Origin of the sequence: Parahaliea aestuarii, assembly GCF_008064635.1 — a bacterium.
GTDB lineage: Bacteria > Pseudomonadota > Gammaproteobacteria > Pseudomonadales > Halieaceae > Parahaliea > Parahaliea aestuarii.
In genome coordinates this window covers 240891-263447 of sequence record NZ_VRYZ01000006.1, presented here as the reverse complement: position 1 = coordinate 263447, position 22557 = coordinate 240891, and the positions used below count along the sequence as shown (strand labels likewise).

Here is a 22557-nt window from a genome sequence, read left to right as displayed (position 1 = left end):
TGCCGCTCAAAGGGCATAGTCCTGCAGTAGCTCGGGCCATTGTTGTACCCAGCAGCAGCGATGGTCAAAGCCCGCCAACACGTAAAAGCGCGCCGCTGCACCGCTGTCTGCCAGTTGCGCTTGAAAGCGCTGGTTGAGTGCCGGCGGAACCTGGCTGTCGGCGGCGCCGGCGAGGTGTACCTGCTTGAGGCTGGCCGGCCACCGTGCCACCCGGGCCGGATTGTGTCCGGCGGGCAGGGCGGTGTAGTGGTGGTGGCGGGTCCAGGCATCGGTATCCAGCGGCGCAGCCACGGTCACCACCTGGCTGATACGTGCTGAACGCCGCGCCAGTTGCAGGGCCAGCACGCCGCCGCCGCTGTAGCCTACCAGGTGTATTTCCGCAGTGGGGTACTGCCCCGATACCGTGGCGAGTGCCTGTTCCATGCTGGCCAGCACGGTCTCGCCGTAGCGCAGGCTGGTCCACAGGGACGCCTGGCAGTTGGCGTCCATCGCCGCCTGGTAGTAGCAGGGGCGGGCCAGATAGAGCGTGTTGCCGGGGTCTGCCAGCATCAGGGACAGGCCGAGGTGCTCCTGCGGAGTGGGGTCGCTGGCCACTGTGGTCGGTGTCAGGAAGGCCCGCCCGTCGCCGCCGAGGTACACACGCAGCAGCCGGGGCTGCGGATCCTTCACCTGGCTGAACACCCGGTGCCGGAAACCCTGCCCGTCCACCCAGGACAGTTGCGCGCCGCTCGCCTGCGCCATTTGTTCGGCCCCGCGGTGGGCCGAACCGGTGCAGGATGCACACAGAACCAGCAGGGCGACCAGCAGAGCGGCACCCGGTACAGCGGGCCTGCGACCGGTACGAGGCCGCGTGCCGGACTCACCTGGGTGGCCCCGCCGGGATTCGCGCAAACGGGCGGCATGGTCTACGTTTGGGGAAGGAGGGCAATCATTGCCTTCGAGGAGGCATGCCATGGAAACGCGTTTTCGAGACGTCAGGCTGTATCTCATGATTCCTCTCGCCGGGCTGGCGATGCCGCTCGCCGCTCAGGATACCACCCTCGGTCAGGTGGTAGCAGGCGCACCGGGCAGCACAGCACTACAGGTGGTCACCGGCGAGGCGGTGCAGAATACCTGTGGCGAACTGGCGGGAACCTACCGTCCCGTCATTGGCGCGAACCGGCCGGCCACGACCCCCGAGGAAGATCTTTTTTTCCGCTGTAACGAAATGGTCCAGACCGCCAACCTGCTCAATGGCAACCCGGATGCGGCGCTGAACAACCTCGGCTGGACCAGCGGCCAACTGGCCGAAGCCATGCAGCAACTCACTGGCGAGGAGCAGGTCTCCAAGGGCCGCCTGGCCACGGAGAGTTCCAACGGCCAGTTTGCCCATATCGGTATGCGCCTGGACGCCATTCGCGCCGGTGCCCGGGCCACTGCCAGCGGTCTCCGTCTGGCCCTGAATGATGCGCCGGTGGTGGGCGGCAACGCCGGTGAGGAGGGCGAGTCGCCCTGGAGCTGGTTCGTCAACGGCGCCTATGGCAACGGCGACCGCGATGCCACCGCTCGCGAGGACCAGTACGACTACGATGCCTATGGCGCGACCCTCGGGGTCGACTACCTGTTGGATTCCGGTGCGGTGGTCGGTGTTGCCCTTGGCTATTCCGATTACGAGGTGGATTTTGACAGCAGTGGTTCCCCCCTGCCGATGAACGATTTGACCTCACGGGTCGCCGGTGGCGGCTTTTCGCTGGACGGCTATGCGGTGAGCGCCTACGCCATCGGCAACATCGGGCGCTTTTACGTCGACGGGCTGGTCAGCTACGGTATGAACGACTACGACACCGAGCGCCGGGTGTCCTATCGCGGCAGCAGCAGCGGCGGCAACCGGGGCCAGAACCTGGTGGTCAACCGCGCCATGAGTGGCTCCACCGACAGCGACAGCCTCGGTGTCGGGGTGTCCACCGGCACCCAGTTCGAACTCGGAGTGGTCGACCTGGCCCTCGATGTCGGGCTCAGTTACCTGGATGTCACGGTGGACGGCTACACCGAGCGCGAACAGGCCCTGGCCGGTGACGAGTCCAGCGCCGGCGGGTTGGCCCTGGCCTACGAGGATCAGGACTTCGAATCCCTGCAATCATCCCTGGGCTTCCAGTTCAGCAGGCCGTTCAGTACCCAAAGTGGTGTCATCTTGCCTTATCTTGGCGCCGCCTGGCGGCACGAGTTTCGCAATGATGCCGATACTGTAGCGGCGCGTTACGCCGCCCAGCAGACCGGTCAGACCTTCAACCTGACGATAGGCAGTGACGACCCGGATGAGGATTATTTTGAACTTGGCCTTGGCGTCAGCGCGGTGTTTGCCAATCGCATCACCGCCTTTGTCGATTACTCTACGACCCTCGGTCTGGAAGATGTGAGCGCCAGCCTCTTCACTATCGGCGTACGCGGCAGCTTCTAGTCCGCTTTCAGCAGGAGGCGTCGGCAGGCAAGGTGGCGGATGCGTTTGACGACAAGACATTGCCCGCCTCCGGATCGGCCAGCAGCCAGGCGACGACCCGGCACGATAACTCTGCCATAACGAGAGCCGAGGCGAATATCCCGCCCGGGGACGGCGAGGGCGGCGTGTGCATTGGCGATGTGATCTCCGGACGCTACGAGCTGACCCGACTACTCGGCGAGGGGGGGATGGGACGGGTCTTCCAGGCCACCGACCTGCTGTATACCCGCGAGTTCGAGGACCGCCACGCGGAAGTGGCGATCAAGTTCCTCGGCATTCGCTTTGCCGCCCACGATGTGGCGCGCATGGCCTTGCAGCGCGAAGCCCGCAAATGTCAGCAATTGTCCCACCCCAACGTGGTGCGCGTGCTGTACTTCGACCTGCACGAAGGCCTGCCCTACATGATTATGGAGTTCATGCGTGGGCTTCCGCTGGATGACTTCCTGCGCCGCCATCCCCGCGGTCTGCCGCTGGCGAAGGCGCTGCCGCTGATCGAAGGCATGTGCAGCGGGCTGGACTACATCCACCGCCAGGGACTGGTGCATTCGGACTTCAAACCCAACAACGTGTTTGTCAGCGACGACGGCGTGGTCAAGATTCTCGACCTTGGCATTGCCCGCGCCCGTGAGGACAGCCTGGAAGGTGTGCAAAGCCGGGCGGAAACCCGCTTCGACGCCAGCCAGCTTGGCGCGCTTACCCCGTCCTATGCCAGTTGCGAGATGTTCGAAGGCCAGTCGCCGGACCCGCGGGATGACGTCTACGCCCTGGCCTGTGTGTGCTATGAGGTACTGACGGGGCGGCATCCCTTCAAGCGCCTGCCGGCGCCCCGGGCCCGGGGCGAAGGGCGTCGGGCGGAGCGCCCCGCGGGTCTGGGTGCCCGCCGCTGGCGGGTATTGCAGCGCGGCCTGTCCTTCACACGCAAGGACCGCCTGGCCTCGGCTCCCCTGCTCTACGAGGCACTGGCCGGCCAGCGCGATCGACAGCGCCTGTGGCTGGTGGCGGGCAGTGTGCTGGCGGCGGCGGGGGTGGCCCTGTGGCTCGGCCTGCGCTACCTGCAGGGCCCGGATCCGGACCAGGTCTTCCTCGACAGCCTGACGCCGGCCAATCCCGCGCCCCTGCAGGTTGGCGAAGCAGCCCGCCTGCAGAGCTGGCTGGAGCAGGGGCAGGTCTATCTGGAGATTGCCCAGCAGGAATTCGCCGGGGGCGACCTGGTGAGTGCCCTGCACATCATGGATGGGGGGGCGGACAATGCCTACCGGGCTTTTTCCAGCGTGCTGGGGCGCCAGGATTCGGCAGCGGCCCGGGCCGGAGTGATGGCGATGCTCGATACCTACCACGACTGGGCCCGGCAGGCAGCGGCTCAGGGCGATCGGGAAAAGGCCCTGCTGATCACCTGCCACGGTCTGAAAATCCACTCCCGCCACCGGGCCCTGCTGGCGGTGGCGGAAGCGGCGAGCGAGGGCATGAGCGAGGCGCGTATCGCCCAGCTAAACGACTGCTGAACGCAGGGCAAAACGGGCAATCTGGACTATAGTTCTGGGAAGGGGCCAGACGGAGCCAGAGCATGCATCCGCGTTTTATCAGTTTTCTGCTTGGCCTGCTGTTGGGCGGACTGCCCGGCGCAACGGCAACGGCCCAGTCGCCGGGCCTGAGCAGCAATTACGGCGAGGTCGACGCCAACAAACCGGTGCTGTGCCTGCTACCCGGACGGGTGCGCAAAGTGGGCAGCGTCATGACCTACCTCGAGCGTCGCAAACCCCAGCAACTGACCGCCAACGAGTGCGAGATTCGCGGCGGGGAATACACCTTCTACGACCGCGCCAATTACGAAAACGCGCTGGCCCTCTGGCTCGAGGCCGCCGAGGGTGGCGACGCCACGGCCCAGCTCTACGTCGGTGAAATCTACGAGAAGGGCTGGCTCGGCACCCCTGATTACACCCAGGCGGCCCACTGGTACGGGCTCGCCACGGCGCAGGGCGACACCCGCGCCCAGCGCCGCATGGCTTATTTCTACGAGCGGGGCCTGGGGGTGGCCGCCGACAAGCAGCAGGCCCTGAGTCTGTGGCGGCAGGCGCTCGATCTCGGCGACGAGGTAGTGCTCGCCTCCCAGGTGGAGGCGCAAAGGAGCGAGGCCCAGCGCGAAATCGACAGTCTGGTATCGGCCCTGGAGCAGCAGAACAACACCACCGGCCGCCTGCAGCGGGAGCTGGCCGCGGCCCGGGATAGTCTGGCGCAGCAGGCCGACGTGGTGCAGCGCGAGCGAGCCGCTGCCGCCGAGTTGCAAGCACAGCTGGCTGCGGCTGCCGGTGCGGGCACTCAAGACAGCACCCGGAGCAGCGCAGAGCAGGCCAGCCTGCGCCAGCAGTTGGCCCAGCGCGAGGCACGCCTGAACGAGCAGCAACTGGCCATCGACCTGCTGCAGGCCGATGTTGAGGCGCAGCAGGCCCAACTCAAGGCCAGTGTGCGTCAGGCGGATATTCGCGATCGCCAGCTCAGCCTGGCCCAGCAGGAGCTACAGCAGAGTAAGGCCCGCAACCTCGACCTGGCCACCAGTCTGTCCAGTGCCGACCAGCAGTTGCAGCTGTTGGAGTCCCAGGTCAGGGAAAGCCGGCAGGCCATGGCCGCGGCGCAGCAGGAGGCAGATGAACTGCGGCAGAGCCTGCAACAGGCCAGCCGCAGCGGTGGCGAGGCCCAGTCGCAACTGGCGAGCCGCCTGCGGGCGCAGGAGCAGGCCATCACCGAGCTGGCCGGCCAGCGCCAGGACCTTGAGGCCAGTTGGCAGGTCCTGCAGGCAGAGCGCAGCGCCATGCGCGAGAGCCTGGCGCTGGAGGTGGACAAGCGCAGCTGGCTGGAGGTGGAGCTGGCCTCCGCCAAAACAAAGCTGGCAGCGGCCAGCGCGGAACTGCAGTCGCTGGAGATGGCCCTGGATGAGTCGCGCTGGGAAAAGGATGAATACCAGCAGGAGATTGCGCGCCTGGAACAGGACCTGCTGCTCAACCGCCAGCGCAGCGAACAGGACCGGCGCCGCATGGAGGCGGCCCTGGACGATGCCCGCACCCGGCTTGCAGGCATCGACGCCAGTGTAGCCGGGCTGGAGCGCGAGCGGACCCGTATCGCCAGCGATGTCGACCTCTACAGCGGCCTGCAGCAGCAGCGCACCCTGGCCATGAGGGGAGGCGGGGGCGAGCCGGTTGAACGCCAACCCATTGCCCTGCCGGATGGCCTCAAGGCCGGCCCCTACCAGGCGGTGATCATCGCCAACTACGACTATGATTACCTGCCCGACCTGTCCTCGCCGCCCTTTGACGCCAACGAGCTGAAGCAGCTGCTGGAAGCGCGCTACGGCTTCAATGTGGAGGTGCGGATCAACCTCAAGCGGACCGAGATGTACAAGCTGTTGAACGCCGTGCGCAAGTTCCGCGAAGACCAGTTCGTGCTGCTTTACTACGCCGGTCATGGCAAGGTCGATGAATTTGGCGACGGCTACTGGCTGCCGACCGATTACCGTCCGGGCATGCCCTATAGCGAGGCGGTGTCCAGCGGCGACCTCACCCAGACGCTGCAGCAGAGCAGCGCCCGGCATGTGCTGGTGGTGGCGGATTCCTGCTATTCGGGCGCCCTGGTGCGTGACACCGCGCCGCGCATCCGCAAAAGTATTCCGGCACTGATGAAGTACTGGCTGGCCAACAAGTCGCGCACGGTACTGACCTCCGGCGGTGTGATGCCGGTGCTGGACGAGGGGCCGGACAACCACTCGGTGTTTGCCAGCGCCCTGTTGCAGGTGCTGCAGCAGAACACCGGGGCCATCAACGGCGAGATGATCTACGCCCAGGTCTATGATCTGGTGCGGTCAGAGGCGGCCAACCTCGGCTACCTGGACCAGGTGCCGCAGTTCGCCGCCATTGAGGACGCCGGGCACGAAAACGGGCAGTTTGTTTTCGTGCGCGACGGCTGACTCACTTCAACTTGCGGTACTTCACCCGTTGCGGCTGGTCCGCGTCCTTGCCCAGGCGGGCCTTGCGCTCTTCCTCGTAGTCGCTGAAGTTGCCCTCGTGGAACACCACGCTGCCATCGTCCTCGTAGGCCAGGATGTGGGTGGCGATGCGGTCCAGGAACCAGCGATCGTGCGAGATCACCAGGGCGCTGCCGGGGAAGGCCAGCACGGCCTCTTCCAGGGCGCGCAGGGTTTCCACGTCGAGGTCGTTGGTGGGTTCGTCTAACAGCAACACGTTGCCGCCCTGCTTCAGCAGCTTGGCCAGGTGCAGGCGGTTGCGCTCGCCCCCGGACAGGTCCTTGACGAATTTCTGCTGGTCGGAGCCCTTGAAGTTGAAGCGCCCGCAGTAGGAGCGCGAGGGCACCTCGTAGCTGCCGATGCGCATGATGTCCTGGCCGTCGGAAATCTCCTCCCACACGGTTTTGCTGCCATCGAGATCGTCGCGGCTCTGGTCCACGTAGGACAGCTGTACGGTTTCGCCCACCTTCACTTCGCCGCCGTCGGGCTGCTCCTGGCCCATCAGGATACGAAATAGGGTGGATTTACCCATGCCGTTGGCGCCGATGATGCCGACGATGCTGCCCTTGGGTACGGTGAAGCTGACATTGTCGAACAGCAGGCGGTCGCCGAAGGCTTTCTTCAGGTTGTTGACCTCGATCACGTTGTCACCCAGGCGCGGGCCCGGGGGAATATAGATTTCGTTGGTCTCGTTGCGGGCCTGGAATTCCTGTGACTGCAGTTCCTCGAAGCGCTGCAGGCGGGCCTTGCTCTTGGCCTGGCGTCCTTTTGGGTTGCTGCGCACCCACTCCAGTTCGGCCTTGATCGCCTTCTGGTGGGAGGCCTCCTGGCGCTTTTCCTGCTCCAGGCGCTTTTCCTTGGCGTCCAGCCAGTCGGAGTAGTTGCCCTCGTAGGGAATGCCGCGGCCGCGGTCCAGTTCCAGGATCCAGCCGGCGGCATTGTCGAGGAAGTAGCGGTCGTGGGTAATAGCCACCACGGTGCCGGGGAAGCCTTCCAGGAAGCGCTCCAGCCAGGCGACGGACTCGGCGTCGAGGTGGTTGGTGGGTTCGTCCAGCAGCAGCATGTCGGGGGCGGACAGCAGCAGGCGGCACAGGGCGACCCGGCGGCGCTCACCGCCGGACAGTGTGCTCACGTCGGCATCCCACGGCGGCAGGCGCAGGGCGTTGGCAGCGATCTCCAGCTTGGTCTCGATGTTGTGGGCATCGGTGGCCTGGATAATGTCTTCCAGCCGCGCCTGTTCCTTGGCCAGGGCGTCGAAGTCGGCGTCGGGCTCGGCGTAGTCAGCGTAGACCTGCTCCAGCCCCGCCAGGGCGTCGATGGCTTCCTGCAGGCCCTCTTCCACGTTGCCGCGCACGTCCTTGGCCGGGTCCAGCTGGGGTTCCTGGGGCAGGTAGCCGATCTTGATGCCGGCCTGGGGGCGGGCCTCGCCGAGGATGTCGGTGTCGATGCCGGCCATGATCTTCAGCAGTGTCGACTTGCCGGAGCCGTTCAGGCCCAGCACACCGATCTTGGCGCCGGGGAAGAAGGACAGGGAAATGTCCTCGAGGATGGTTTTCTTGGGCGGCACGACTTTGCCGACCCGGTTCATGGTGTAGACGTACTGGGCCATGGGAAAAGGTAACCCTGCGTTGAAGTGAGGGCGGCATTCTAGCAGGTCTGCCCGCCGCTTGGGGGCATGACAGATAGCGTCAGCGCGGTGGCGGTGGTACTTTTTGGCTTGACCTTTTTTTGATAATGAGAATAATTCGCAGTTCAATTACGGTTTGATTTCAAGCCGCATAAAATCAGTTGACCCGGCGCCTGCCGGGAAACAATCGACAGGGGATTCCAATGCATAGTCACGGCGTGCGATTAACGGTGCTGGCAGCCGCTCTGCAGGCCGGCCTTTATGGCGGCACCGCCGAAGCCCAGGCGCCCGGCAACCTGGAAGAGGTGGTGGTCACCGGGAGCTACCTGCTGACCGGGGAAATGGACATGGCTACCGGCCTGGGCCTGACCCCGCTGGAAACGCCGCAGTCGGTGACAGTGATCACTTCGCAGCGCATCCTCGACCAGAACCTGGACACTATCTCCGATGTCGTGGTCAATGCGGCCGGGGTCTCCCTGCAGGAGATCGACGACGTGCGCAACACCTTCTCCTCCCGCGGCTTCGAAATTCGCAACTACCAGGTGGACGGCGTGCCGCTGCCCTGGAGCCTGGCGGGAGACTCGGGCGAAACCGTGGTCGACATGTCACTCTACGAGCGCGTGGAAGTGGTGCGTGGCGCCACCGGCCTGATGACTGGCGCCGGCGATCCCTCCGCCTCCATCAACCTGGTGCGCAAGCACGCCAGGGACACCGAGTTGACCGGCTATGTCGACGGCGGCTTTGGCCGCTGGAACAACTATGAAACCACCGCAGACGTCAGTTCCGGGCTGGGCTTTGACGGGGCCCTGCGCGGTCGCGTGGTGGCCAAGCACTCCGAGGGCGAGTCTTACCAGGACTTTCTGGAAGAGGAATCCGACGTCTTTTACGGGGTGCTGGAGGCGGACCTCAGCGACAGCACCCTGCTGCGGGTCGGCGCCAGCTATCAGCAGAATGACCCCACCGGGGCCACCTGGGGCGCCCTGCCGACCTGGTTCACCGACGGCACCCGCACCGACTGGTCGCGCTCCAAGTCCACCGCCGCCGACTGGACCCGCTGGGAAACCCGCAACGAAAACTACTTCGTGAATGCGGTGCAGGAATTCAGCAACGGCTGGCAGCTCAGGGCCAACTACAACCGGGTGGAAAACGGGCAGAAAACCCGGCTGCTGTACCTGTCCGGCGATGTCGACAAGGCAACGGGCGAGGGCTTGAGCTACTTCCCCTACCGCGCCTCGGGCGAGTCGGTGCTGGACAGTGTCGATGTGCAGTTGCGCGGTGACTTCGGACTGTTTGGTCGCCAGCACGAGTTCGTGCTCGGTGCCCTGCACAGCGAGCAGTCCGCCGAGACCGAGGTCTGGACCGCCCTCGATTTTTACAGCGTCGGCAACTTTTTCGCGTGGGACGGCAGCTCCCCGGAGCCGCGCTGGTCCGACACCACGCGCATGGACCAGGATATCGAGACCGAGCAGGAGGGCTACTACGGCGCCGTGCGCCTAGCCGCCAGCGACAGTCTGAAGTTTATCCTCGGTGCCCGCCTGGCCAGTTGGGAGCGCCAGGGTGTGGAGTACGGTGCCGTGCTCGACTACGGCGACGACGACGTGGTCATTCCCTATGCCGGGGTGCTCTACGACCTGGGCGAGCAGCACCGCCTCTACGCCAGTTACACCGAAATCTTCCAGCCCCAGAACGAGCGCGACACGAGCGGCAATACTGTCGATCCGCTGGAGGGCAAGAGCTACGAGGCCGGCCTCAAGAGCGCCTGGCTGAATGGCGCCCTGGAAACCTCCTTCGCCCTGTTCCAGATCGAGCAGGACAATCTCGCCGAGCCCACCGGTATTGTCGATCCCGAAACCCTGGAGATGTTCTACTACGCCGCCCAGGGCACCGAGACCACCGGCGCCGAGCTGGAAGTGGTGGGCAATCTCAGCGACAACTGGCAGTTCAGTGCCAGTTTTACCCAGTTCAGCGCCGAGGATGCCGATGGCGAAGATGTGAACACCGATGCACCGCGCAAGCTGCTGAAACTGTTCACCACCTACCAGTGGAACCGCCTGACCGTGGGCGGGGGCGTCAACTGGCAGGGCGAGATCTATGCCGCCACCAGCAACCCGGCTACACAGGAGCCGGGCAGACTGACCCAGGACGACTTCGCCCTGGTCAACCTGATGGCGCGCTACGCCTTCAGCGACAGCCTGTCGGTGCAGGTCAACCTGGACAACCTGCTGGACGAGAAATACTACAGCCAGGTCGGCTTCTTCAATCAATACCGCTACGGCACACCCATGGACTACAGCCTGCATGTCAGCTACCGCTTCTGAACAGGCGCCGCTCGCGCTGGCTATTCTCTCCCGCATCGCCGCTAGCCTCCTCGGCGGCTACGCCTTTTTGTGGGGCGCCAGCAGTCTCGGCATTGCCGGCCTGGTGGCGCTGGGGATGGCTTACGACGAGGCCCGTACGCTGTGCATGATCATCGCCTTTCTCGCTTACCTGGTGATTTTTCTGTGGGTGTGGGCGGCGCGTAACATGCTGCGGGTATGGATTCTTCTGCTGGCCGGCGGCGGTCTGATGAGTGCCGCCGCGCTGGTGCTGCAGCAGCAATTGATCGCGGGAGCGTAGGGAAGGAATACCGATGTTTGCCAATTTCCGCCAGGCCATGGCCTGGGTACACACCTGGTTCGGGCTGGTGCTGGGCTATGTCCTGATAGCCGTCTTCTTCTTCGGCTCGCTGTCGGTTTTTGACCGCGAAATTGACCGCTGGGCAGTGCCTGAAACCCGCTTTGCTGCGCAGCCGATGCCGTCTTTCGATACGGTGCTCAAGCCGGTCTACGACCGGTTGCGCGCGCACCCGGATGACATGGCCGCCACCGCACTGCGGGTACAGGGGGAAATACCCCACCCGGATACCCTGCCACTGGCCTCTCTCTACGCCTACACCACCCACCGCGACCCGGTATTGCAGATCGGCGGTGAGTTCGCCATTCCCAACAAGCCGATCGACGCCAGTGACGACCATCAGCACGTGCACGGCTGGGCCAGCATCGACCCGCGCACTGGCGCCTACCTGAGCGAGGATAAACTGCAGGTGGGCAGCGATTTCTTCTACCCGCTGCATTACAGCCTGCACCTGCACTGGAAAAATCTGGGCTACTGGATCGTCGGCCTGGCGGCGCTGATCATGCTGGCGGCCCTGGTAACCGGCGTGGTCATGCACCGCAAGCTGTTCAGGGAGCTGTTTACCTTCCGCCCCCACAAGCGCACCCAGCGCAGCGTGCTGGACCTGCACAACCTGACCGGTGTGGTGGCGCTGCCCTTCCACTTCTTCTTTGCCTTCACCGGCCTGGTGATCTTTGCCGGTATCTACTTTCCGCTGAGCCAGACCGCGCTCGAGCCGCTGGCGAAGCAGCACGAAGTGCTGCAGGCCGAGCGTACCGGGCTGCCCCACGAACCGGCCGGTATTCCGGCAGCCCTGGCCTCGGTGGACGCCATGGTGGCAGAGGCCAAGCGACGCTGGGCGCTGCGCGACATGCCCGGCGAAGTGGGTTCCCTGTTCATCGATCACATCGGCGACGAGAATGGCTATGTCAGCATTTACCGCGCCGGCAGCGACCAGGTTGCCCTGGTCGGGCAGGGGGTCCACTTCAAGGCCAGCACCGGCGAGGTGCTGCGAGAGGACCCGCCCCTGTCACCGGTGTTCTCGGTGAACGAATTCCTGACTGGCCTGCACCTGCAGCATTTCCGCCACTGGCTGCTGCGCTGGCTGTATGTGTTTGGCGGGCTGGCCGGTTGTGTCTGTATCGCTACCGGTTTCGTGTTCTTCGTGGAAAAGCGCAAGCGCCAGCTGGCCGGGCAGTCCCCGGCGGCCCTGGTGCGCTGGGTGGATGCCCTGGCCGTCGCCGCAGTCACCGGCATGCTGGTGGCGACCTCGGCGATGTTGGTGGCCAACCGGCTGCTGCCGGAAGACCTGCTCGGCCGCGCCCTGTGGCAGGAGCGCATCTTCTGGTACAGCTGGCTCGCGGCCCTGGCCCATGCGGCCTGGCGCAGCGCGCCGGTGGCGCGTGGGCTCATATCGCCGGCCTGGCGCGAGCAGTGCTGGGCCTATGCCGCGCTGGCCGTGGCGGCGGTGTTGTTGAACTGGCTCACCACTGGCGACCACCTCGGCAAAACCCTGGCGGCTGGCTATTGGCCGGTGGCCGGTGTCGATCTCTGCCTGCTGGCGAGCGCCGGCATCGCGGTGAAGGCCGCCGCGCTGCTGCGCATCAGGGAGGGTGTCAGAAAGCGTGTTGCGGAGGGAACCGCCGGCACAGCCGATAGTTCGGCGCTGGACACTACGCTGGAGCCGGCCCGTGGCTGAGGGCGGCCTGTTGCTGCTGGCCACCGTCAGTTGCTTCAGCGGCATGGCCTGGCTGGCCCTGGCCAAGTCGGCACACTGGCGCCAGGTGCGTCGCGGGGCGAGTCAGTCTGCGGGTGCAATGCGCGGACTGCAGGTCGCCGGTAGCCTGGCGCTGCTGCTGGCATTGTGGCTGTGCCTGCTGGCGGATGCGCCGACCATGGCGGCACTGGTCTGGTGCATGCTGCTGGCGGTGTCCGCTGCCGCGGTCGCCTTTACCCTGAGCTGGCGCCCGCACTGGTTGCGTCTGTGGCTGTTGCGGCGAGGCTGAACCTGCACACAGTCAGCCGCGGCGCCTAATCGGCAATCGGCGCTGAACTCAGGTCTTCCGGATCCAGTTCGTGTTCGTCCGGTTGGTAGTCTTCGTGAAAGGCTTCCACCTCCCACTTGCGCCGCCGATCGACCTCGGCGATGTGAAAGAGGGCGTCGCCCTCGTATACCAGCGGCAGGTTGGTGCGGCCGATGACAATGCCCGGTGACTCCGCCACCACATCCACTTCGCTGGTGCCCAGCGGGTCGGCGATAAAGCCGATGATCTGGCCGGCCTGTACCTCGGCTCCCAGCGCTACCAGCACTCTCAGGATGCCGCTCTCTGGCGCCCGCAACCAGTGGGTGTTGCGGCTGATCAGCGGTTTCTTCAGGGCCCTGGCGCGGCTCCTGCGCAGCATGCCCAGGTGGCGCATCACATTCAGCACCCCCTTGACGCCAGCGCGGATGTAGATCTCGTCGAAGCGCAGGGCTTCGCAGCTCTCGTACAGCAGTACCGGCACGCCCATATCACCGGCGGCGCCGCGCAGGGAACCGTCGCGGATCTTGGCGTCGATGGCCAGCGGGGCGCCGAAGGCCTCGGTCATGGCCAGGGTTGCTTCGTCTTCCAGGTTGGCGCGAATCTGCGGGAAATTGCTGCGGTGGCGGGCGCCGGTGTGCAGGTCGATACCGTGACTGCAGTGAGCCACGATTTCCTGCATGAAGGTGTGGGCGATGCGTCCGGTCAGCGAGCCGCGGCTGGAGCCGGGGAAGGAGCGATTGAGGTCGCGGCCGTCGGGCAGATAGCGGGTGTGGTTGATAAAACCGTACACGTTGACGATGGGAATGGCGATCAGGGTGCCCTTGAGGCGCTTGAGTTGCGGGTCCTTGAGCAGCCGGCGGATGATCTCCACCCCGTTGATCTCGTCGCCGTGAATGGCGGCGCACACGAACAGCACCGGGCCGGGCCGCTTGCCGCTGATCACCTTTACGCTGATCGACAGGTTGTCATGGGTGTACATGGGGGCCACCGGGATGTCCACGGTGTAGTGGCCGCCCGGCTCGATGGTCTGGCCGCCAATCACCAGCGGGGAGCGCGGCATGTTCAGGCCTCCTCGCCGGGGCGAGTTCCCTGCAGGTAGGAGCGTGCCGGATCTACGAGGAAAGCCCCGCGCATGGCGGTGCGCCCCAGCAGCATGCGGAAGCGCATGGTTTCGCGGTCGGTGAGGGTGATTTCCGCATCGATCATGCGTTCGCCCACCCGCACCCGGCTCTGGATGACGTAGCGGTGCTCGCGATGGCCGCCGGAATCGGTCACCTGGCGTTTATCCAGCACCCTGGCCTCGCAGTGCACTTCCTTTTCGGTGTTCTGCTGCCAGGGGTGGATACCGAAGCGCACCCACTCGCTACCGTCGCGCTCGAAGGGCTCCACGTAGAATGCGTGCAGGGCGCTGGTGCGCGCCCCGGTGTCGATCTTGGCCTTGATGCGCTCGATGCCGAGATCCGGCAGGGCCAGCCACTCGCGCCAGCCCAGTACTGCCTTGTCAGTCATACCCGATGTCGTTAGCTGAGGTCAGAACCGAGTATCACTGGCTGGGGGCAAGGTGTAAACCACCCGGCGCCGTTCAGGCCGCCGCGTGCAGCGAGCGTCCGCGGCCGATGCCGTAGTACTCGATGCCCAGTTCTTCCAGGTAGGCCGGGTTGTACAGGTTGCGCCCGTCAAAGATCAGCGGCTGCTTCAGCAGGGATTTCACCTGCTCGAAATCCGGTGACCAGAAGGCCTTCCACTCGGTGCAGATCACCAGGGCGTCAGCGCCTTCCAGGGCATCTTCCTTGTGCTCGGTGATGACCAGGTCATCGCGCTCGCCGTACAGGGCCAGGCAGGCCTGCCCCGCCTGGGGGTCAAACGCCTTCACCCGGCCGCCGCAGGACCAGATGCCCTCCAGCACGTAGCGGCTGGGAGCCTCGCGCATGTCGTCGGTGTTGGGTTTGAAGGACAGGCCCCACAGGGCGATGGTTTTGCCGGTCAGGTCGTAGCCGAGGCGGGCCATCACCCGCTCCGCCAGCTTGTTCTTCTGGCGCTGGTTGGTGTCGTGCACAGCGGTGAGAATCTCCGCCCGGTGATCGTGCTGGCCGGCCAGGTATTTCAGGGCGCGCACGTCCTTGGGAAAGCAGGAGCCGCCGTAGCCGCAGCCGGGGTAGATGAACTGGTAGCCGATGCGGGGGTCGGCGCCGATGCCGCGGCGCACGTCCTCGATGTCCGCCCCCACCGCCTCGGCGATATTGGCCATTTCGTTCATAAAGCTGATTTTGGTGGCCAGCATGGCGTTGGCGGTCAATTTGGTCATTTCCGCGCTGGGCGGATCCATCGCCATGATCTTCTCGCGGTTGCGGTTGAAGGCCTGGTACATGCGGCGCATCTGTTCCAGCACCGTGGGCGAGCGGGTGCCGATGACGATGCGGTCGGGGCTCTGGCAGTCGGCGACGGCGGAGCCCTCTTTCAGGAACTCCGGGTTGGAGGCCGCTTCTACCGGGATGTCGCGCCCCTGGTCGTGCAGGGCCCGCTTGATGTGGGCCAGCACGGTGTCGGTGGTGCCCACCGGCACGGTGGATTTGGTGATCACCACTTTGCGGCTGGCCATGTAGCGGGCGATGGCCGAGGCCACGTCCATCACCTGGCTCATATCCGCTGCCCCGTCACTGGTGGGGGGCGTTCCCACGCAGATAAAGAGGTAGTCGCTGGCCTGCACCGCCGCCTTGGTGTCGGTGGTGAAGGACAGCAGGCCGCTGTCCAGGCCGTTGCGGATGAGGTTGGCCAGGCCCGGTTCGAAGAAGGGCACGTCAGCCTCGCGCAGGCGGTCTACCCGGGCCGCGTCGATGTCCATACAGACGACCTTGTGGCCTACATCGGCGAAAATGGCGGCCTGCACCAGGCCTACGTAGCCGCTGCCAAAAATGGTGATATTCATTGCTGCTGTCGGTTTCCCTGCTGAATCGGTGTCGTGGAAGACTACTATATGTCTGAAAGGTGACAGTAATAATACAGGGCATTTCTGTTGTCGCTATCAGACTTATCGGCCGCGGCGTTTTTCAGTAGAATGTGCGCCTTTCCAAACCGGGCCCCCTGCCGCCAATAGCGCGAAGCCGGGCCCTCACCGCGCCGGGGGATACCGATGTTTGACCGCAGCATGACCATCCAGGGTTTTGACGACGAGATTTTTGCCGCTATTGGCGATGAAGAACGTCGCCAGGAAGAGCACATCGAGCTCATTGCCTCCGAGAACTACACCAGCCCCCGCGTGATGCAGGCCCAGGGCACGGTGCTCACCAACAAATACGCCGAGGGCTACCCCGGCAAGCGCTACTACGGCGGCTGCGAGTACGTGGACGAGGCCGAGCGCCTGGCCATCGAGCGCGTTTGCGCCCTGTTCGGCGCGGACTACGCCAACGTCCAGCCCCACTCCGGCTCCCAGGCCAACTCTGCGGTCTACCAGGCCCTGTGCGCCCCCGGCGACACCGTACTGGGCATGAGCCTGGCCGACGGTGGCCACCTGACCCACGGCGCCAAGCCCAACTTTTCCGGCAAGATGTACAACGCCGTGCAGTACGGCCTGAAAGCCGACACCGGCGAGGTGGACTACGACCAGGTAGAAGCCCTGGCCCTGGAGCACAAACCGAAAATGATCGTGGCGGGCTTCTCTGCCTACTCCCGGGTGATGGACTGGGCGCGGTTCCGCGAGATCGCCGACAAGGTCGGTGCCTACCTGATGGTCGACATGGCCCACGTGGCCGGCCTGATCGCCGCCGGTGTCTACCCCAACCCGGTCCCTCACGCCCACGTGGTGACCTCCACCACCCACAAGACCCTGCGCGGCCCCCGCGGCGGCATCATCCTGGCCAAGGCCAATGAAGAACTGGAAAAGAAATTCCAGTCAGCCGTATTCCCCGGCGGCCAGGGCGGCCCGCTGATGCACGTGATTGCCGCCAAGGCGATCAGCTTCAAGGAAGCGGCCAGCCCCGAGTTCGTGGCGTATCAGAAGCAGGTTGTCGCCAATGCCCGCGCCATGGCCAGCACCTTTATCGAGCGCGGCATCAACATCGTCTCCGGTGGCACCGACAACCACCTGATGCTGGTGGACCTGATCGGCAAGCCCTACACGGGTAAGGACGCCGACGAGGCCCTGGGCAATGCCAACATCACCGTGAACAAGAACGCCGTGCCCAACGACCCCCGTTCCCCCTTCATCACCTCCGGTCTGCGCGTGGGTACCCCCGCCATCACCACCCGCGGGTTCAAGGAAGCTGAAACCGTGGAACTGACCGGCTGGATGTGCGATGTGCTGGAAGCCCTGGAAAACGGCAATGCCGACACTGTGATTGCAGAGGTCAAGGGCAAGGTGCTGGATATCTGCGGTCGCTTCCCGGTTTACGCCTGATTGCCATTTGAGCGCCACCACCCATAATAGAACGTTCAACCACACCGGAGGCTGAAAGGCATGAAACTGGTTACCGCAATTATCAAGCCCTTCAAGATGGACGATGTGCGCACGGCGCTGTCGGACATCGGGGTTCAGGGCATCACGGTGACCGAGGTCAAGGGCTTTGGCCGCCAGCGCGGCCACACCGAGCTCTACCGCGGCGCTGAATACGTGGTGGATTTTCTGCCCAAGCTGAAGCTGGAAATCGCCGTTGGCGAAAAGCAGGTGGAAGCGACCATCGAGGCCATTATCAACTCGGCCAACACCGGCAAGATCGGCGACGGCAAGATTTTTGTCTCCGACCTGGAGCAGGTGATCCGCATCCGCACCGGGGAAACCGGGGAAGACGCGATTTAAACTTCAACCGGCGGCCAGGCTGTCCAGCGCCGCCGGCAATTCCCGCAGATTGGCAATCTCCCGGTCTGCGGGCTCCCCTCCGGGCCATTCGCTGCCCGCTGCATTCATCCACACTGTGTGAAAGCCCACGCTCCTGGCGCCGGCGATGTCGTGCTCCGGGTTGTCGCCGACGTGGGTGACATTCGCGGGCCGCACCCCGGTGAGCTCCAGCGCTGCATGAAACATGTCTGGTGCCGGTTTGCTGGCGCCCACGTCCTCGGCGAGAAAGGCAAAGTCGAAGTATTCGGCGGCGTCGGTCTTGTAGATGTCGGCGTTGCCGTTGGTGAGCGCGCCGAGCCGGTAGCGCCCGGCCAGTTGTGCCAGCACCTCCAGCGCTTCGGCGTAGAGTTCCACCCGCTGGCGTTCGACGAGGAACTCGGCAAAGGCGCTCTCGGCGCCGGCGCTGGCCTCGGCCTCGCTATAGCCGGCCAGTAATTGCAACTCGCGCAGGGTTTGCAGGCGGAAACGGCTGACGTGGTGGGCCAGTTCAGGGTGGCGTTTGAAGACGTCCTTCTTGAATTCCCACAGGCTGGCGTGATCGTGGTGTTCGATGGTGCCGGGGCGGTGCTGCAGCAGCCAGGCGCGCTGGGCCTCTTCGGCTCGCAGCAGGGCGGGCTCCACGTCCCACAGGGTGTTGTCCAGATCGAAGGTGATGACCTCGATGGCCACGTCAGTTGTCGTCGCCCGGCAGGCGCTCCAGCAGGCGCAGCAGCACATCGGCGATGTGTTGCAGGAACAGGGTACCCATGCCGTTGTAGTAGCGGTTGGCGTCGGTGCTGCCAACGGCGATCAGCCCCACTCTGTTGTCGCCCTTGAGGGGCATCACCGCGGCCGAGCCGACCTCGCTGCCCTTGGGGAAGAGGAACTCGAACTCGTCCTTGCGCAGGGCGCCACACAGGGGTTTGCGGCCCTTGAGCAGGCTGCCGATCTCCAGTTTGACCTTTTCGCTGGTTTCGAAACGCAGGTTGCCGCTGGACTCGGCCGGCTCGCCGAACAGGATGATGCTGGCGAACTCGATATCGAAGTCCCTGTTCATGCTGTGTATGAAAGCGTCGCACAGCCCCGCCAGGTCGCGGGCGTCCAGCAGGTGCAGTATCAGGGCGCGGGTGCGCTCGTAGAGTTTGTCGTTGTCGCGGGCGTTGATGGTGAGGGCGTTCAGGCGGTGGCGCATTTCCATGTTGCGCTCACGCAGTACGCTCACCTGCTTTTCCACCAGCGACACGGCGCTGCCCGAGGCGTGGCTGACGTGCAGGTGATCGAGCAGGTCCGGGTGGCGCTGCAGAAAATCGCTGTGGATCTTCAGGTACTCGCGCACCTGATTGTCATCCAGTGCACTGGCGTCGCTGAGTGCGACGGCATCTTGGGTGGCGGACATGGCCTGTTCTCCCCTGGTCTCTCTGTGGACGGCTCCGGCTGACCCGACGCTCAGAGTTTTATTGTGCCTTCAAATACCACAGCAGTGGGGCCGGTCATCATGACGTTGTGGCCTTCGCCCCGCCACGTAATGGAGAGCTTACCCCCCGGCAGGTGAACTGTCACGGTTTCCGCCAGCCAGCCGCGACTGTGCCCGTAGGACACGGCGGCGCAGGCGCCGGTGCCGCAGGCCAGGGTTTCGCCGACGCCGCGCTCGAACACCCGCAGGCGAATCTCCGCCTCGTTGAGCACCTGCATGAAGCCGACGTTGACCCGCTGGGGGAAGTCCGGATGGTGTTCTACCCTCGGCCCCAGGCCCTCGACATCGGCGCTGTCGATGTCGTCCACCCGCAGTATGGCGTGGGGGTTGCCCATGGAAACCGCTCCCACTTCCAGGCGCTGCTCGCCGAGGGCCAGGGAGTAGGAGGGCGCGCGGCGGTCAGCGCGCAATGGAATGTCGGCCGGTTCGAAACGTGGCGGGCCCATGTCCACTTCCACCTGCTCGCGGTCGCGCACCTGCAGCACGATGATGCCGCCGGCGGTTTCCACCGAGATACGCTTCTTGGCGGTGAGCTTGTGCTCGCGAACGAAGCGGGCAAAGCAGCGCGCGCCGTTGCCGCACTGCTCCACCTCGCCGCCGTCGGCGTTGTAGATGCGGTAGCGGAAATCGACATCGGGCCGGCTCGGCGGTTCCACCACCAGCACCTGGTCGCAGCCGATGCCAAAGCGACGATCTGCCAGCTTGCGTATATCCCGGGTGCGCAGTTTGCAGCGCTGGCTGACCAGGTCGATGACGACGAAGTCATTGCCGGCGCCGTGCATTTTGGTGAAGCGCAGGATCATGTGGTCAGCCCTTATCGGGCAGGCGCTGTTCGCCGCGCAGCAGGTCTTCCAGTGTCTCCCGGCGGCGCGCCAGGTGCAGCTGCTCGCCGTCGACGATCACTTCCGCGGCGCGCGGACGGCTGTTGTAGTTGGAACTCATGGTGAAACCGTAGGCGCCCGCGCCAAAGAGTGCCAGCACGTCACCGTCGGCAATCGCCAGCTCGCGGCCCTTGCCGAGGAAGTCGGCGGTCTCGCAGACCGGGCCGACGATGTCCCAGGTGCGCGGCTGGACTTCCGTCCGCGCCTCAATCGGCTGGATATCCAGCCAGGCCTGGTACAGGGCCGGGCGGATCATGTCATTCATGCCGGCGTCCACCAAAGCAAAGTTGTGCGCCGGGGTTGGCTTGGTGTACTCCACGGTGGTCAGGAGCAGGCCGGCATTGGCGGCGATGGAGCGGCCGGGCTCCAGCACCAGCTGCACCTGGCGCTCGCCCAGCTCCGCGCGGATGGCGGCGACATAGCTGGCGATGGACGGCGGTTCTTCGTCGCGGTAGCGCACGCCGAGGCCGCCCCCCAGGTCGAGGTGCTCGATGGAAATGCCCTCGCTGGCCAGCTGGTCCACCAGGGTCAGCAGACGCCTGAGGGCGTCGATGAAGGGGGTCAGCTCGGTGAGCTGGGAGCCGATGTGGCAGTCCAGGCCGCGCACGGCCACGTGGGGCAGCTCCGCCGCGCGCCGATATACGCGCAGGGCTTCCTCCATGGTGACACCGAACTTGTTTTCCTTCAGGCCGGTGGAGATATAGGGGTGGGTGCGGGCGTCCACGTCCGGGTTCACCCTGACCGAGACCGGCGCCACCACACCGCGCTCAGCGGCCACCCGGTTTAGTACCTCCAACTCGGCGGCGGATTCCAGGTTAAAGCAGTGGATGCCCAGCTCCAGTGCCCGCGCCATTTCGGCGGCGGTTTTGCCGACGCCGGAAAAGACGGTTTTGGCCGGGTCGCCGCCGGCGGCGACCACCCGCTCCAGCTCGCCAATGGAGACAATGTCAAAGCCGGCGCCCTGCCGGGCGAGGATGTCGAGCACGGCCAGGCTGGAATTGGCTTTCACCGCGTAGCAAATCAGGTGGGGCACATCCGCCAGCGCCTGCTGGTAGGCGGCCAGGGACTGCTCCAGCGCGGCGCGGGAGTAGACATAGCAGGGCGTGCCGAACTGGCGGGCGATCTCGCTGGCGCGCACGCCCTCGGCGAACAGTTCGCCCTGTTGGTAGTGAAAGTGAGTCATGTGCGTCTTCAGTTAACGGGAGTCGGGGCTGCCTCGGCAGCGGCTTCTGTGGCCGTTTCGGTCTTGTCCTGGCTTCCCGCTGCCGCAGCGTCGTCGCTGGACGGCGGCGGCGTGTCGGGCATGTACAGGGGGCCGGTCTGGCCGCAGGACTGGATCAGTGCGCTGGCGGCAAGGATCAGGGCTGCCGCGAATCGCTGGCGCATGGAGTCCGCTCCGGTGTCAAAACGGCCGATTATAGCCATTGCCAGAAACCGGCGCGAGCCGCCTTTGCCAAAGTGCCGAAGAAGCCCGAGGGGCGCAGCAGCCAGCGGCTGCCCCAGCCTGTCCGGATTCGCGGCACTGTCACAGGTTCTACGCCGCCGGCCTGCTACTATGCGCGGCATCACTCCAATCGCGAAGGTGGATATTGCATGGCCAGACCTTTTCCCGCCGCGGCTGCCGGCACCCTGCTGGCGGCTTGTTGCGCCGCCACATCCCTGCCGCTGTCGGCCGCCGGTGAAGAGCCCCTCTACGTCAAAAACCTGAGCCCGGTGGCCGGCCTGGTCGGCCTGCCCAGCCAGCGCAGCGCTGCGGTGGGTGAGGCCGGCGCCTGGCAGCTGGCCCTGCACGGCAGTGTCGCCAGCCACTATGTCAGCGACCGGGGTGCCCGCGAGGCGCTCAACCTCGACGGCGAGACCCAGCGCCTGGCGCTGGAGCTGCGCTATGCTTTTGCACCGGATTGGGAGTTGCAGCTGGAGCTGCCCTGGTTGCGCCAGGATGCAGGCTTCCTGGACAGTGCGATCGACGGCTGGCACGACTTCTGGGGCATGCCCGACGGCGGGCGCGGCGAGGCTCCCGGCGATGTGCTCGATTACCGCTACGCCGACCCGGGTCTGCGCTTTGCCCTGGAGGACGACGGTAGCGGTATCGGCGATGCCAGCCTGGCCCTGCAACACGCCTTCTATCGCGGAGAGACTGCAACTTTGTCAGTGGCGGCGGGCTACAAGTTCGGCAGTGGTGATGCGCGGGACTTTACCGGCAGTGGCGAGGGCGACGTTTACGTCGCCCTGCGCGCCAGTGGCGCCGACCTGGCCGGTCTGCCGCTGGACTGGCACGCCCAGGCGGGCTATCTGCGCGCCGGTGAGGTGGCCATGCTGGGGCCGCGGCAGGAGCGCGACCTGTGGTTTGCCGGTGGCGCCCTGAGCTGGCGTTTCGCCGGGGACTGGCGTTTGCTGGGCCAGTTCGATGCCCACGCCGCGCCCATAGACAGCGCCATCGACGCCCTGGGCAGCACCGCGATGATGCTCAGCGCGGGCCTTCGCTGGCACCCGGCACCGGACTGGTCACTGGACTTCGCCGTGATCGAGGATATCGCGGTGGAAACGGCGCCGGACGTGGTATTCCAGTTTGACCTGCGCTATCGGCCCTGACTCCGGGGC

20 protein-coding genes are annotated in these 22557 nt (G+C 65.3%); 10 read left to right on the top strand and 10 right to left on the bottom strand.

Annotation, left to right across the window (positions count from 1 at the left end; translation table 11 throughout):
- Positions 1-6 precede the first annotated feature (6 nt).
- Positions 7-741, bottom strand: coding sequence for an alpha/beta hydrolase (locus FVW59_RS14520; RefSeq protein ID WP_148065073.1), 735 nt, complete (start codon positions 739-741; stop codon positions 7-9).
- 211 nt (positions 742-952) lie between these two features.
- On the opposite strand from FVW59_RS14520, the gene FVW59_RS14515 reads away from it, so the two are divergent.
- From FVW59_RS14515 to FVW59_RS14505, 3 genes are all read left to right on the top strand, one after another.
- The gene (locus FVW59_RS14515; RefSeq protein WP_148065072.1) at positions 953-2437 is read left to right on the top strand and encodes an autotransporter outer membrane beta-barrel domain-containing protein; all 1485 of its coding nucleotides are present in this window, start codon (positions 953-955) and stop codon (positions 2435-2437) included.
- Between the two features lie 32 nt (positions 2438-2469).
- Positions 2470-3978: a serine/threonine-protein kinase gene (locus FVW59_RS14510; protein ID WP_148065071.1), complete on the top strand. Its 1509-nt coding sequence runs from the start codon at positions 2470-2472 to the stop codon at positions 3976-3978.
- A gap of 62 nt (positions 3979-4040) precedes the next feature.
- Positions 4041-6431: a caspase family protein gene (locus FVW59_RS14505; RefSeq protein ID WP_148065070.1), complete on the top strand. Its 2391-nt coding sequence runs from the start codon at positions 4041-4043 to the stop codon at positions 6429-6431.
- Between the two features lies 1 nt (position 6432).
- On the opposite strand, the gene ettA is transcribed toward FVW59_RS14505, so the two are convergent.
- Complete coding sequence (gene ettA / locus FVW59_RS14500) at positions 6433-8097, bottom strand: energy-dependent translational throttle protein EttA (RefSeq protein ID WP_148065069.1); 1665 nt, start codon at positions 8095-8097, stop codon at positions 6433-6435.
- A gap of 221 nt (positions 8098-8318) precedes the next feature.
- Between ettA and FVW59_RS14495 the strand changes: the two genes are divergently transcribed.
- From FVW59_RS14495 to FVW59_RS14480, 4 genes are read left to right on the top strand one after another with little or no spacing between them, the layout of a single operon-like run.
- Positions 8319-10433, top strand: coding sequence for a TonB-dependent siderophore receptor (locus FVW59_RS14495; protein ID WP_148065068.1), 2115 nt, complete (start codon positions 8319-8321; stop codon positions 10431-10433).
- Entirely contained in the window at positions 10414-10731 is a 318-nt protein-coding gene (locus tag FVW59_RS14490) for an iron uptake protein (RefSeq protein ID WP_148065067.1), read from the top strand. The genes FVW59_RS14495 and FVW59_RS14490 overlap by 20 nt, the downstream gene beginning before the upstream one ends.
- 13 nt (positions 10732-10744) lie before the next feature.
- On the top strand, positions 10745-12466 hold the full coding sequence (locus FVW59_RS14485; protein WP_148065066.1) for a PepSY-associated TM helix domain-containing protein: 1722 nt from the start codon (positions 10745-10747) through the stop codon (positions 12464-12466).
- Positions 12459-12773 carry a DUF3325 family protein gene (locus FVW59_RS14480; protein WP_246139746.1) on the top strand — a complete coding sequence of 105 codons (315 nt, stop codon included), beginning with the start codon at positions 12459-12461 and terminating at the stop codon, positions 12771-12773. The genes FVW59_RS14485 and FVW59_RS14480 overlap by 8 nt, the downstream gene beginning before the upstream one ends.
- A gap of 25 nt (positions 12774-12798) precedes the next feature.
- Here the strand turns inward: FVW59_RS14480 and FVW59_RS14475 are convergent, their stop codons facing one another.
- From FVW59_RS14475 to FVW59_RS14465, 3 genes are all read right to left on the bottom strand, one after another.
- Positions 12799-13851 (bottom strand): succinylglutamate desuccinylase/aspartoacylase family protein, encoded by a 1053-nt coding sequence (locus tag FVW59_RS14475; RefSeq protein WP_148065065.1) that lies wholly within the window; start codon positions 13849-13851, stop codon positions 12799-12801.
- A gap of 2 nt (positions 13852-13853) precedes the next feature.
- Complete coding sequence (locus tag FVW59_RS14470; RefSeq protein WP_148065064.1) at positions 13854-14300, bottom strand: ATP-dependent zinc protease family protein; 447 nt, start codon at positions 14298-14300, stop codon at positions 13854-13856.
- 73 nt (positions 14301-14373) lie between these two features.
- Positions 14374-15717 (bottom strand): UDP-glucose dehydrogenase family protein, encoded by a 1344-nt coding sequence (locus FVW59_RS14465; RefSeq protein WP_148065063.1) that lies wholly within the window; start codon positions 15715-15717, stop codon positions 14374-14376.
- Between the two features lie 204 nt (positions 15718-15921).
- Here FVW59_RS14465 and glyA point away from each other — a divergent pair, with 204 nt between their 5' ends.
- Both glyA and FVW59_RS14455 read left to right on the top strand, forming a co-directional pair.
- A complete protein-coding gene (glyA, locus tag FVW59_RS14460) occupies positions 15922-17184 on the top strand; it encodes a serine hydroxymethyltransferase (protein ID WP_148065062.1) in 1263 nt (420 codons plus the stop codon).
- 60 nt (positions 17185-17244) lie between these two features.
- Entirely contained in the window at positions 17245-17583 is a 339-nt protein-coding gene (locus FVW59_RS14455; protein ID WP_148065061.1) for a P-II family nitrogen regulator, read from the top strand.
- A 3-nt stretch (positions 17584-17586) separates the two neighbouring features.
- On the opposite strand, the gene FVW59_RS14450 is transcribed toward FVW59_RS14455, so the two are convergent.
- Genes FVW59_RS14450 through lptM form a run of 5 tightly spaced genes read right to left on the bottom strand, consistent with a single transcriptional unit; the run spans position 17587 to position 21342 of the window.
- A complete protein-coding gene (locus tag FVW59_RS14450) occupies positions 17587-18291 on the bottom strand; it encodes an HAD family hydrolase (RefSeq protein WP_148065060.1) in 705 nt (234 codons plus the stop codon).
- A gap of 1 nt (position 18292) precedes the next feature.
- The gene (locus FVW59_RS14445; protein ID WP_148065059.1) at positions 18293-18997 is read right to left on the bottom strand and encodes a DUF484 family protein; all 705 of its coding nucleotides are present in this window, start codon (positions 18995-18997) and stop codon (positions 18293-18295) included.
- A 50-nt stretch (positions 18998-19047) separates the two neighbouring features.
- Positions 19048-19878, bottom strand: a complete 831-nt coding sequence (gene dapF, locus FVW59_RS14440; RefSeq protein WP_148065058.1) for a diaminopimelate epimerase — start codon at positions 19876-19878, stop codon at positions 19048-19050.
- 4 nt (positions 19879-19882) lie between these two features.
- Positions 19883-21139: a diaminopimelate decarboxylase gene (gene lysA, locus FVW59_RS14435; protein WP_148065057.1), complete on the bottom strand. Its 1257-nt coding sequence runs from the start codon at positions 21137-21139 to the stop codon at positions 19883-19885.
- A gap of 8 nt (positions 21140-21147) precedes the next feature.
- Positions 21148-21342 carry an LPS translocon maturation chaperone LptM gene (gene lptM, locus FVW59_RS19835; protein WP_187275905.1) on the bottom strand — a complete coding sequence of 65 codons (195 nt, stop codon included), beginning with the start codon at positions 21340-21342 and terminating at the stop codon, positions 21148-21150.
- 207 nt (positions 21343-21549) lie between these two features.
- Between lptM and FVW59_RS14425 the strand changes: the two genes are divergently transcribed.
- On the top strand, positions 21550-22548 hold the full coding sequence (locus FVW59_RS14425) for a DUF3187 family protein (RefSeq protein WP_148065055.1): 999 nt from the start codon (positions 21550-21552) through the stop codon (positions 22546-22548).
- The last annotated feature ends 9 nt before the right edge of the window (positions 22549-22557 follow it).

Coding starts and splice junctions, on each gene's coding strand:
- FVW59_RS14520 (WP_148065073.1), bottom strand. CDS start 741: ATGGCGCAGGCGAGCGGCGCGCAACTGTCCTGGGTGGACGGGCAGGGT.
- FVW59_RS14515 (WP_148065072.1), top strand. CDS start 953: ATGGAAACGCGTTTTCGAGACGTCAGGCTGTATCTCATGATTCCTCTC.
- FVW59_RS14505 (WP_148065070.1), top strand. CDS start 4,041: ATGCATCCGCGTTTTATCAGTTTTCTGCTTGGCCTGCTGTTGGGCGGA.
- ettA (WP_148065069.1), bottom strand. CDS start 8,097: ATGGCCCAGTACGTCTACACCATGAACCGGGTCGGCAAAGTCGTGCCG.
- FVW59_RS14495 (WP_148065068.1), top strand. CDS start 8,319: ATGCATAGTCACGGCGTGCGATTAACGGTGCTGGCAGCCGCTCTGCAG.
- FVW59_RS14490 (WP_148065067.1), top strand. CDS start 10,414: ATGTCAGCTACCGCTTCTGAACAGGCGCCGCTCGCGCTGGCTATTCTC.
- FVW59_RS14485 (WP_148065066.1), top strand. CDS start 10,745: ATGTTTGCCAATTTCCGCCAGGCCATGGCCTGGGTACACACCTGGTTC.
- FVW59_RS14475 (WP_148065065.1), bottom strand. CDS start 13,851: ATGCCGCGCTCCCCGCTGGTGATTGGCGGCCAGACCATCGAGCCGGGC.
- FVW59_RS14470 (WP_148065064.1), bottom strand. CDS start 14,300: ATGACTGACAAGGCAGTACTGGGCTGGCGCGAGTGGCTGGCCCTGCCG.
- FVW59_RS14465 (WP_148065063.1), bottom strand. CDS start 15,717: ATGAATATCACCATTTTTGGCAGCGGCTACGTAGGCCTGGTGCAGGCC.
- glyA (WP_148065062.1), top strand. CDS start 15,922: ATGTTTGACCGCAGCATGACCATCCAGGGTTTTGACGACGAGATTTTT.
- FVW59_RS14455 (WP_148065061.1), top strand. CDS start 17,245: ATGAAACTGGTTACCGCAATTATCAAGCCCTTCAAGATGGACGATGTG.
- FVW59_RS14445 (WP_148065059.1), bottom strand. CDS start 18,997: ATGTCCGCCACCCAAGATGCCGTCGCACTCAGCGACGCCAGTGCACTG.
- dapF (WP_148065058.1), bottom strand. CDS start 19,878: ATGATCCTGCGCTTCACCAAAATGCACGGCGCCGGCAATGACTTCGTC.
- lysA (WP_148065057.1), bottom strand. CDS start 21,139: ATGACTCACTTTCACTACCAACAGGGCGAACTGTTCGCCGAGGGCGTG.
- lptM (WP_187275905.1), bottom strand. CDS start 21,342: ATGCGCCAGCGATTCGCGGCAGCCCTGATCCTTGCCGCCAGCGCACTG.
- FVW59_RS14425 (WP_148065055.1), top strand. CDS start 21,550: ATGGCCAGACCTTTTCCCGCCGCGGCTGCCGGCACCCTGCTGGCGGCT.